Below are 10,648 nucleotides of genomic sequence, written 5' to 3' on the forward strand. Positions count from 1 at the left end.
TTAACTTTATATATTAACATGATGTCTTCCTCTTGGTATTATAAAAGGTGAATAGGATACTGGATCTTGTATAACTATACAATCGAGTCCAAATACTGTACCAATTAATTCTGATGTTATAATCTCTGATGGCTTGCCTTGATCAACTAATTTCCCCTTACAAAGAGCAAACATATAATCTGCATATCTAGCAGATAGATTTATATCATGAAGTACCATTACAATAGTGGTACCTCTTTTACGATTTAAGTCTGTTAATAAATCGAGAATCTCTACTTGATAAGCAATGTCAAGAAAAGTAGTTGGCTCATCTAAAAGAAGTATATCTGTTTGCTGAGCAAGTGCCATAGCAATCCAAACTCTCTGACGTTGACCACCCGATAACTCATCTACGCTACGATTAGCAAACTCTGTTATTCCCATCATAACAAGCGCTTCTTCTACAGCTTCAAAATCAGTTTTATCCATACCTTTTAAAAATGATTGATATGGAAATCTACCTCTTGAAACCAAATCCCAAACAGTTATACCTTCTGGAACTACTGGTGATTGGGGAAGCAGACCTAAAACTTGTGCCAGTTTCTTAGAAGGCATTGAAGTAATTTCTTTACCATCAATTACAACTTCTCCCGAAAAGGGTTTAATAAGCCTAGAAAGTGTTTTAAGTAAAGTCGATTTACCGCATGCATTAGCGCCGATAATAACACTAATTTTATTACTTGGAATAGTTATGTCAATTCCATCAATTATAATCTTTTTGTCATATCCAGTTACTATTTCCTTTGCTTCAAATAATTGCTGTTTTTTAGTCATTATGTTTGTCCCCTTTTATTTATAACTACTAATAGAAAGAGCATATATGGCGCTCCTAAAATTCCCGTAATTACACCTACCGGAAATCTTATACTAAATACAAACTGGCCAATCATATCTGCTCCAAGTACTAATAATGCTCCAACTAAACCTGCTCCTAAAACATTTGGCGCTCCTGGTCCAACAAGTCTAGATGCTATCGGCCCCGATAAAAATGCAACAAAAGCTATAGGTCCTGTAATAGACGTTGCAAAAGCAATTAAAAATACCGAACTTAGAATTAGCATAATCCGTATTAAATTTATTTTAACACCAAGAGTAGTTGCAAATTCATCTCCTAGTTCCAATATTTGAAGTTGCTTTGTTAAACATAATATAATAATTCCAAATATAAAAACAACTATAAATAAAGCTGGTACATCTTTAGTAGACATTCCATTTAAGCTCCCACTTAACCATCTAAGTGCAACGGAAGCATCATTTTGTGAAGCTTTAACCAATAAGTATGATATAAGTGCATTTATCATTGCCTGCATTCCAATTCCTATTAGTATAAGTCTACTGCCTGAAAATCCTGAACCTTTAGATAATACATATATAATTGTTGATACTATGAGCCCAGAAATTACTGCCGCTATAGAAACACCACTTCCACTCATATTAAGAACTAATATACAAAAAACCGCTGCAATACTAGAGCCTGAACTTATACCTATAATATCAGGACTAGCTAATGGATTCCTTAGCATAGTTTGAAATGTATTTCCTGATATGCCAAATGCTATCCCTGCTAAAAGTCCACAAAGCATTCTTGGTAAACGTAGGACTTCTATAGTAAATGTGGCGCCTTGTATTTGTTCTCCACTAAGAACTCTTATAACTGTACTTAGTCCATAATTAGTTTTACCATATAAAAGCATCATGCCACAAAGACATACTGTTAGAAGGAGTAGAATGACGTTAACACTGATGGAGCGATTTTTCCTTCTTGTATAACCTTGTTTAATCAAAACGCGATTAGTTTGTATCATATAGCTTTCACCTTCGCTTTCCTAGCAATGATAATAAGAATTGGTGCACCTAAAAATGCAGTAATAATACCCACCTGAATTTCACCTGGACTTCCAATTACTCTTCCTAATACATCTGAAATTATTAAAAGCGATGCCCCGCAAATAGCAGACATTGGAACAATACCTCTCAAATTCGAACCAAAAATAAGACGTACGCTGTGAGGTATCATTAACCCTATAAATCCAATAGGACCAGCAATTGCAGTAGTTGCCCCGGATAGTATAACCCCGGAAGTTGCGCATATAATTCTAATAATCCCTACATTTACACCTAGACCAGATGCAACATCATCCCCTAATGCTAGAACATTTAGTGCTGGTGTTGATGCCATGCTTATCATTAACCCAATTATTATAAATGGTAGTATTAAATTAATACTTTCCCAGGTTGCTCCACTTACACTACCAACCTGCCAAAATCTAAATGTATCCATAACATCACTTCTAGGAAGTATAATTGCACTTACTAAAGATGATAATACCGCACTAGTAGCAGCCCCTGCTAAGGCAAGCTTTATTGGAGTCATTCCTCCATTTCCAATAGATGCTATGCCATAAACAACTATTGTTGTTATACCTGCTCCAGCTAATGCAATCCAAATATACTGATTTGGTGAATTTATATTAAAAAATGCTATTCCAATTACAACAAATAAAGATGCACCTGTATTAACTCCTAATATACTTGGGTCAGCTATTGGATTTCTAGTTATTGATTGCATAATGGCTCCTGATACTCCAAGAGAAGCCCCTGCAATAATACTAAAAATTGTTCTTGGGATACGCTCACGTACTACGAGTGTAGCAAAAGAGGTATCATTAGAACTTAGCAAGGCATTTATAGCCTGACTAAATTCTATGTTTTTTGACCCCAACGCTAATGATGTTATTACACATATACCTAGGAAAATAATACTTACTAAATATATCCCTATTGTCCTTGTAGGTCTCATTTTACTTTGCCTGCCGCGTCTCCAATTATCTTTAAATATTCATCTATTGTTGCTGGAATAGATAATGCACTTGGAGTAGCGGATGCTGCCAAGGATGATCCATCTTCAATAAGTGCAACTGCACCATTTTTAATTGCCGGAAGTGTTCCTAATAACTTATCTGATTGAAGTTGTTTTAATAAAACATCATTTCCATAAGCTACAATCATATCTACATCTGTTAACTTATCAATATTTTCAGAACTAATTTCTAAAGCAAAGCTTTTTGAAGTTTTTGCAAGTTCTTTAACACTCTCGGCCTCTACTAATCCTAAATCAATTAGATATGCCGCGCGAGGATCTGTTGATGTATATATGTAGAACTTACCGAGGTCTGTAGGACTAAAGTAACAAAATGCAACCTTTTTACCCTTAATGCTAGGGTACTTAGCAGTTTTTTCTACTATTAACTTATCTAAATCTGAAACTAATTTAGTTCCTTCATCTTTTTTACCAATTGCAGTAGCGTTAATTGCTATTTGATCTCTCCAATATGTTTGCCATGCAAGTTTAGGATAAGCAACAACAGGAGCGATCTTGCTTAATAAATCGTATTCCTCTTTTGTAAGTCCTGAGTATGCAGCTAATATAATATCTGGGTTTGAACTGCTTATAGCTTCATAATCTAAACCATCTACATCATTAAAAACAACTGGTTTGTCTACTCCTAGTTCCTTATATTTTTCTCCTGTCCAAGATAATAAACCATTTTTATCTGTTTTACCATAGTTAGCCTTAGATACACCAGCGGGTATTACTCCTAGGGCTAAAGGTGTGTCTTGATTACTCCAAGAAATTGCAACAACATTTTTTGGTTCTTTTTCTATTACAGTTTCTCCAAAAGCATGTTTAACTGTAATTGGATAAGTTGTCGAAGCACTTTCTACCACATTAGATTTGTCTTGTTTTTTTTCTGCTACACTTGAGCATCCAGTTATTAGTAAAGCGCAAGCAAGAATCATTGAACTTATTGATTTTAATTTCATAATTGTCCCCCTAATTGTTGTGTTCATTTTACTGAGTTGAGTTTTCATTTGATTCTTTTATTGATAATGAAAGTGGTTATCAATTGAATCTCTGTATCATTTTATATTGATAAGCAAAGTTTGTCAACATTATTTTAAAGATTTTTATATTCATGCTTGTTTGGGATGTTATAATTGCATACTTTCCACTAACTAAATTTTCATAGGCTCTGCGAACATTCTGGGCGTACAAAATTCCACCAACCTCATTTTTTAAGTTTATGATATACTAACACTAAAGCATTGGAAATAAAAAACTCAATTTAAGAGAGTTAAACAATACAATATAATGCATACGAGAAGGAGATAAACATGAGAATTAGGAAAGATGTATATAAAATGGCTGTTCCTGTTTTTATAGAACAGTTTTTCATTATGTCCATTGGAGTAGTGAATACAATTATAGCCAGTGGTATCGGTAAAGAAGCTATTTCAGCAATTGGAACAGTTGATTCCTTTAATAACATTATCATATTCTTTTTTAATTCTCTTGCTATAGGTGGCACAGTAGTAGTAGCTCAATATACTGGTCAAAAAAATATAAAAGGTGTAAAAGAAGCGTCAATACAATCAATAGTTTCTGCAGTAGTTATTTCTATAATTACAACATTAATTATATGGTTTTCAAGAGATCTTATACTTCAATCTTTTTTTGGAAATGCTGAAAAACAAGTACTAAGCTATTCAGCTGTTTATTTCAGTATTACATTATTGAGTTATCCTTTAACTGCATTTTCTTTTGTTGTAAGTGGAATATTAAGAGGCTCAGGGCATCAAGATAAGCCAATGAAAATCAACATTATTATAAATATTATAAACATCATTCTAAGTTATTTTTTAATATATGGAGTAAATTTAGAAATTCTTCACATGAAAATTTTATTTAGTGGTATGGGAGTAAAAGGTGCAGCAATTGCAGTAACTGTGGCAAGACTTGTAGGTGTTATTTTATTCATGTATGCATTTTTGGGTAATAGCAAAGGAATTAGATTTAAGACTATAAAAGAATTTAGATTAAATATGTCATTGCAAAAAACAATTTTAAACGTTGGTCTTCCCGCTGGAATAGAAACTTTTATTTTTAATATTGGAAAATTCATTCAACAAATCTTCATTATCTCACTTGGCACTGTAAGTTTAGCTTCTAATACAATTTCATGGTCTGTTTTCGGACTGCTTATTATCCCAGGTAGCGCTTTAAGTATTGTAGCTACTACAATGGTTGGCCAGTTTATGGGTAAAGGGGACCATAAAGAGGCCCAGATAATCCAAATCTATCTTGTAAAATTAGCAACAGTATGTAAAGTGTTAGTAAGCATTTTCATATTTCCACTCGCAACTGTAATTGCCTCCATCTACTCAAAAGATCCAGAAGTAGTTAGGTTGACCTCTATGCTTATTCGTATAAACGCTATTGTAATACCACTTCTTTGGCCAGCATCCTTTATAATCCCATCTGGCCTGCGAGGAGCGGGAGATTCAAAATTTACAATGGTGGTTTCTATAATAAGCCTTTGGTTTTTCAGAGTTTTTCTAGGATATTTGCTTAGTATTACAATGAAGTTTGGTATAACTGGTTTATGGATCGCTATGTACTTTGATTGGATAACGCGAGGAATTATATACTATTGGCGTTTAAGAAAGGGGAAGTGGAAGGAGCATGTGCTTATCTCTTGATATTTCCATTTTAAATTTTTCTAACATTCCATTTTATAAACATAATTACTCCAATACTAAAAATAAAAGTTAGTTAGAATAAAGTTTATTTAAAATCTTTTCTCCAAAATAGTTATTATACTTTTCAAATTCAGCAAGAATTTTATCAACTACCTTTATACGTTCCTCTAAAGTACCACTTAAAGTAATATACGGTATTCTACGTTCATGCAAATCAGCAATGATTTGCTTATGAAATGTCTTGCGTTTCTGATCTCCACTTCTATCCCAAGTATCATCATATGGAATGTCATCATCACATAGAAAAAACAAATCATACCGTTGTGCATTTTCTAGTGCAATCTGTGTAAGTAGTTTTGGAGCTCTACCATGATAATCAATGGCGAACATATAAGTAGTTATTGCATTAGTATCTACAAAAAAATACTTATTAGCTTTTAGTATTGCTTCTTCTTCACGCTTAATATGTCCTATGGCAATTTCATCAAATGAATCAAAGCTTATACGCCTATCCACTTGATGTTCTGTCCAATAATCTCTCCCATATTCACTTGCATATCTAGTTTTATATTTTTTTGCTAATGCTTCGGTTATAGTCGACTTACCGGTAGACATAGCTCCTAGAAAAACTATTTTAGTGATTAAATCTTTATACACAACATCACTAATAAACTCTCGATATTTAAATGGGTTCTCTCTTATCATTGTTGCAGAAATAGGCACTCTCACGCGTTCTTCATCTATTCTTCTATCTACAGCACCAAGAGCCTTACTTACATGTTCACCATAAAATTCACTAGAATAAAAATGGGTTACTCTTCTTCCATCCAGCATACGTATAATATACTGCTCCTCTAAAATCTCATAGGCTCTTTCATTAGAATATCCCTTTGGACCATCAAAGCCCTCAATAACTGTAACATTTGGATACATTTTTTTTATCCAGCTTGACCTTACACTCAAAGGTATGTTTGTTACTGTTGTATCATAAATAAGTATAATTAATTCATCCATTTCCTCTAATGCAGTTTCAATCACAAATTGATGACCTTGATGTAACGGTGCAAATTTCCCTAGCGTTAATCCAACTTTCTTCATATTGAGATTGTCTCCTTACTTTGTATTGCCCCTTTATTCCAATTGTAGTAACCATAAAATGCATTTACAAGATATGCACTCCACATTACAATCATCATGGCTCCATCAGGACTTCCATTTACTGTTCTGATACTCCACATAACTATAGTAAAAATATTTAGAACAATATATAATAACCACTGTTCCTTATATCTCCATACCATTAAAAAAGTTGCTACAATAGATAATATATCGGTAATTGCATCAATATATGGAGTATTTTGACCCTTGATTAGCGATAACCCAATACCGAGTGCAATACTACCTAGCACACAAATTATAGCTGTTAATATTTTATCTTTGCTCCGTAATCCCCTCATTTGTACAATACTTCCTGACATACGGTTTCTCCACATGATAAATCCAACAATATTCATAGGTGTGAAAAACAAAAGATTTAAACCCATTTCACCAAATAAACCATTATTAAATGCTAGATAAGCATATCCAAAAGTATTGTACATGCCAAAAAAATATGTCCAAATATTACCTTTTGCTGCAAGAATAACACACAATACACCTGTCATAAATACAGAAAATCCAAATAAAGTATCCTTCCATACAATTGTTAGCACAATTGCAACCATTGAAAATATTACTATCCAAATAATTTCATACAAATTCCAGTTTTTTATTTTCATATTCACGCTCCTTATAATTGCTTATAACTTAATACTTAAGTAATATATTAAGTATTATTTTCATATGCATCTTATCTACTCGAATTTACTTTCTCTTACCATATTATAAAGCATTCCTTGCTTTAACAAACTACTATCGCCACCTAATGCATCTACTAATGTATACGCAAATGGCAGGGTTGAAGCTGGTCCTCTGCTAGTGATCAAGTGATCATCTACAACAACGATATCTTCTACATAATTTGCATCTTTAAACAATGTAGTATATTCCTCACTAGGATATGATGTTATTTTGCGTCCCTTGATAATTTCTGCTTTTTCTAGAACGATTGGTGCTGCACAAATAGCCGCAACAAATTTTTCCGGTGCTTTATCAAAATATTTTACTAGGTCAATAACCCTTTCATCATCCCTTAAATTTGTTGCACCAGGTAATCCACCAGGTAAAACAATCATATCGTATTCTTTTATTTCATCACTTATAATTTTGTCCGCTAGTACCACAATACCATGAGAACCTTTTACCATGTCTTCATTGATACTTATAGTATCGCATTGAAATCCTGCCCTTCTTAAAACATCAACCGTAAATAATGCTTCACCCTCTTCAAATCCTTCTGCTAAAAAAACTGCAATTTTTTTCAATTTAAACCTCTCCTTCTTTTAACACATAAAATCATTATTTAAGTTTGTATTTATATTGCCACAGTTGCTTGCTTTAAGTATTCTAGTTCTTCTCCTTGTAAATAGGTAGAAAGCTTCTCAAATACTGTTTTATGATAATTATTTAGCCAAGATTTTTCATCATTTGTTAATAGAGATACCTCTATAGCTTCTAAGTCTATAGGGCATAACGTCAAAGTCTCAAGCTTCATAAATTGTCCACCATACTCAGTCTTTTCATCTTCCGCAACTACAACTAAGTTTTCTATTCTTATACCATGCTTTCCTGCTTTATAAACTCCTGGTTCGTTAGAGACTACCATTCCTTTTTTAAGCACAATATTATTAGGAATCACAGATATTCTGTGTGGTCCTTCATGAACATTTAGAAAGAAACCTACTCCATGTCCTGTTCCATGCTTATAATCCATACCTGCATTCCAAAGTGGAATTCTAGCTATAATATCTAAGTTTGAACCTGTAGTTCCATATAAAAATCTCTGCAACGATAAATCAATCATTCCTCTTAATACTAAGGTAAAATCTGTTTTTTCTTCCACAGTTAAAGGACCTACAGCTAGTGTTCTTGTAATATCTGTTGTTCCATCTAAATATTGAGCACCAGAGTCTAATAGATAAAGCCCCTTCGGCTTTATTGTAGCTTGATTTTTCTCTGTAGCGGAGTAATGAGGCATAGAAGCATTTGAACTATAAGCTGAAATTGATGCAAAGCTTAAATCATAGAAATTTTCTCCTGCACTTCTTATCTCCTCGATTTTATCTGATGCTTCTATTTCTGTAATATTACGCAATTTTATGGTTTTCTTCATCCATGTTATAAATTTAACCATAGCCACACCATCGCGCAGCATAGCCTTTCTAACATTTTTAATTTGAATATCATTCTTTATACCCTTAAATCTTGTAGTAATATCCATAGCCTCTAAAATCTTAATCTTTATGGAACTATAAATCCAAGTACTAGTTCTTGCAACATCAAGCAATATAACTCCATCTTTAATTCTTCCTAAAAATTCTCCTATGCCTTCGTAAGGCATTATTTCTACATTAGCCATTTCAAGTTCTCGCCTGACCTCTGAATTTATTTTCACATCGTCTATGAATAAAAAATATTTTTTCTCTGAAATAACTACATAAGCGATACTTAGTGGATTGCATTTTACATCTCTCGCTCTAATGTTGAGCAGCCACGCTATGTCATCAAGTCCCGATATAACATAGTAGTTTGCTCCCATAGTTTCCATTTCACTTTCTACCTTAGTAAGTTTTGATTCTCTTGACTCTCCAGCATACGCTACATCATGTAGAACTACCTTACTACAAGGTTTTTGCGGTCTATCTTTCCAAATTATATCTACTAAATCTTCATTAACTTCATAGGAAAATTCACTAGATTCTAAAGCACTCTTTAGTCCTCTAAAATACTCCACTGAAATTACCTTACCATCAAAAGCGATTTTTGCTCCCTGATGTAGTGTTTCTTTTAAAAATTCTTCCACAGTTGGAACACCATCCTGGCCCATTCTAAATAGTTTTATTCCTGTATCTATTAATTGATTTTCTGCTTGCACGAAATATCTTCCATCTGTCCATAAACCAACCTCTGTTAACGTTATAATTGCCGTACCAGCAGAACCAGTAAATCCGGTCATAAAAGTTCTAGCAGTATAATGCTCTGCTACATATTCACTTTGATGTGGGTCCGAACTAGGAACAATGCAAGCATCTATTCCTCTTTCTCTCATTTCATTTCTTAATTGTTCAATTCTTTCTTTTACACTCATCCTAATCACCCCAATAGTTTGTAAACTTCACTTACAATCTTCATTGCAAACATTTACTCACAATATTTTGTATCTTTGTCTTAATTATAACAGAATAAAACAACAATATTCAAAATTGTCTATCAGAATATCGTTTGCAAATCTGAATGATGAATGTTATTCTAAAATCGTAAAAATTCTTCAACAGAGATTAGAGGATTGATAATATGTCAGAATCATTAATAACAAAAAAAGCCCTTGCTGTTTCTATCAAGCAGTTAATGGATACAGTTCCATTAGCTAAAATCTCAATACAAAAAATTGTAGACAGCTGTGGACTTAATAGGAAAACATTTTATTATCATTTTAAAGATAAGTTTGACCTTGTAAATTGGATATATTATACTGAGGTTTCAGAAAGTATCGCTGATTGTAAAAATTATGGAAACTGGACTGAAGGTACGTATAGAACTTTGTTATACCTAATGAAAAACAAATCCTTTTATATTAATGCGCTTAATACCCCGGGTCAAAATACATTTAGCGAATACTTTTTTGAATTTTGTCTTGAAACTATTATGAATGCTATGGATGATTTATCCATTGAAATGAACGTTTCAGACAAAGATAAAAAATTTATTGCTGATTTTTATAGCCACGCTTTTGTAGGGATAACCACTCAATGGATTAAACAAGGCATGAAAGAACCACCTGAAATAGTAGTTGATGGAATGTAGTGCGTCAAAATATAGCTTTATGAAACTGCATTCCTAAGTCAAATTATAACTATAATACTAATTATTATCTAGTGGTTATTTGCTTTTTTACTAAGCAGATTATTAC

The 10,648-nt window shown here is 32.9% G+C and carries 10 protein-coding genes; 2 read left to right on the forward strand and 8 right to left on the reverse strand.

Going from position 1 to position 10,648, the window contains the following annotated elements; all coding sequences use genetic code 11:
• Nucleotides 1-6: 6 nt before the first annotated feature.
• From KPL55_RS21030 to KPL55_RS21045, 4 genes are read right to left on the reverse strand one after another with little or no spacing between them, the layout of a single operon-like run.
• Nucleotides 7-813 (reverse strand): ABC transporter ATP-binding protein, encoded by an 807-nt coding sequence (locus KPL55_RS21030; RefSeq protein WP_216308720.1) that lies wholly within the window; start codon nt 811-813, stop codon nt 7-9.
• Nucleotides 813-1,844 (reverse strand): FecCD family ABC transporter permease, encoded by a 1,032-nt coding sequence (locus tag KPL55_RS21035; RefSeq protein WP_216308721.1) that lies wholly within the window; start codon nt 1,842-1,844, stop codon nt 813-815. Before KPL55_RS21035 ends, KPL55_RS21030 begins: the two co-directional genes overlap by 1 nt.
• A complete protein-coding gene (locus tag KPL55_RS21040) occupies nt 1,841-2,839 on the reverse strand; it encodes a FecCD family ABC transporter permease (RefSeq protein WP_216308722.1) in 999 nt (332 codons plus the stop codon). Before KPL55_RS21040 ends, KPL55_RS21035 begins: the two co-directional genes overlap by 4 nt.
• Nucleotides 2,836-3,864: an iron-siderophore ABC transporter substrate-binding protein gene (locus KPL55_RS21045; RefSeq protein ID WP_216308723.1), complete on the reverse strand. Its 1,029-nt coding sequence runs from the start codon at nt 3,862-3,864 to the stop codon at nt 2,836-2,838. The genes KPL55_RS21040 and KPL55_RS21045 overlap by 4 nt, the downstream gene beginning before the upstream one ends.
• A gap of 351 nt (nt 3,865-4,215) precedes the next feature.
• Here KPL55_RS21045 and KPL55_RS21050 point away from each other — a divergent pair, with 351 nt between their 5' ends.
• Nucleotides 4,216-5,580 carry an MATE family efflux transporter gene (locus KPL55_RS21050; RefSeq protein WP_216308724.1) on the forward strand — a complete coding sequence of 455 codons (1,365 nt, stop codon included), beginning with the start codon at nt 4,216-4,218 and terminating at the stop codon, nt 5,578-5,580.
• Between the two features lie 69 nt (nt 5,581-5,649).
• Here KPL55_RS21050 and KPL55_RS21055 read toward each other — a convergent pair whose 3' ends face one another.
• From KPL55_RS21055 to KPL55_RS21070, 4 genes are all read right to left on the reverse strand, one after another.
• Nucleotides 5,650-6,678 (reverse strand): AAA family ATPase, encoded by a 1,029-nt coding sequence (locus tag KPL55_RS21055; protein WP_216308725.1) that lies wholly within the window; start codon nt 6,676-6,678, stop codon nt 5,650-5,652.
• Nucleotides 6,675-7,358 carry a nicotinamide riboside transporter PnuC gene (pnuC, locus tag KPL55_RS21060; RefSeq protein ID WP_216308726.1) on the reverse strand — a complete coding sequence of 228 codons (684 nt, stop codon included), beginning with the start codon at nt 7,356-7,358 and terminating at the stop codon, nt 6,675-6,677. The genes KPL55_RS21055 and pnuC overlap by 4 nt, the downstream gene beginning before the upstream one ends.
• A 75-nt stretch (nt 7,359-7,433) precedes the next feature.
• The gene (locus KPL55_RS21065; RefSeq protein ID WP_216308727.1) at nt 7,434-8,003 is read right to left on the reverse strand and encodes a DJ-1 family glyoxalase III; all 570 of its coding nucleotides are present in this window, start codon (nt 8,001-8,003) and stop codon (nt 7,434-7,436) included.
• Nucleotides 8,004-8,053: 50 nt separating this feature from the next.
• A complete protein-coding gene (locus KPL55_RS21070) occupies nt 8,054-9,826 on the reverse strand; it encodes an aminopeptidase P family protein (protein WP_216308728.1) in 1,773 nt (590 codons plus the stop codon).
• Between the two features lie 206 nt (nt 9,827-10,032).
• On the opposite strand from KPL55_RS21070, the gene dhaS reads away from it, so the two are divergent.
• Nucleotides 10,033-10,542 carry a dihydroxyacetone kinase transcriptional activator DhaS gene (dhaS, locus tag KPL55_RS21075; RefSeq protein WP_216308729.1) on the forward strand — a complete coding sequence of 170 codons (510 nt, stop codon included), beginning with the start codon at nt 10,033-10,035 and terminating at the stop codon, nt 10,540-10,542.
• The last annotated feature ends 106 nt before the right edge of the window (nt 10,543-10,648 follow it).

The organism is Clostridium lacusfryxellense (assembly GCF_018861735.1).
Lineage (GTDB): Bacteria > Bacillota > Clostridia > Clostridiales > Clostridiaceae > Clostridium_AD > Clostridium_AD lacusfryxellense.

Excerpts from the sequence above, each read along its gene's own strand:
- KPL55_RS21030 (WP_216308720.1), bottom strand. The coding sequence starts at position 813 with ATGACTAAAAAACAGCAATTATTTGAAGCAAAGGAAATAGTAACTGGA.
- KPL55_RS21035 (WP_216308721.1), bottom strand. The coding sequence starts at position 1,844 with ATGATACAAACTAATCGCGTTTTGATTAAACAAGGTTATACAAGAAGG.
- KPL55_RS21040 (WP_216308722.1), bottom strand. The coding sequence starts at position 2,839 with ATGAGACCTACAAGGACAATAGGGATATATTTAGTAAGTATTATTTTC.
- KPL55_RS21045 (WP_216308723.1), bottom strand. The coding sequence starts at position 3,864 with ATGAAATTAAAATCAATAAGTTCAATGATTCTTGCTTGCGCTTTACTA.
- KPL55_RS21050 (WP_216308724.1), top strand. The coding sequence starts at position 4,216 with ATGAGAATTAGGAAAGATGTATATAAAATGGCTGTTCCTGTTTTTATA.
- KPL55_RS21055 (WP_216308725.1), bottom strand. The coding sequence starts at position 6,678 with ATGAAGAAAGTTGGATTAACGCTAGGGAAATTTGCACCGTTACATCAA.
- pnuC (WP_216308726.1), bottom strand. The coding sequence starts at position 7,358 with ATGAAAATAAAAAACTGGAATTTGTATGAAATTATTTGGATAGTAATA.
- KPL55_RS21070 (WP_216308728.1), bottom strand. The coding sequence starts at position 9,826 with ATGAGTGTAAAAGAAAGAATTGAACAATTAAGAAATGAAATGAGAGAA.
- dhaS (WP_216308729.1), top strand. The coding sequence starts at position 10,033 with ATGTCAGAATCATTAATAACAAAAAAAGCCCTTGCTGTTTCTATCAAG.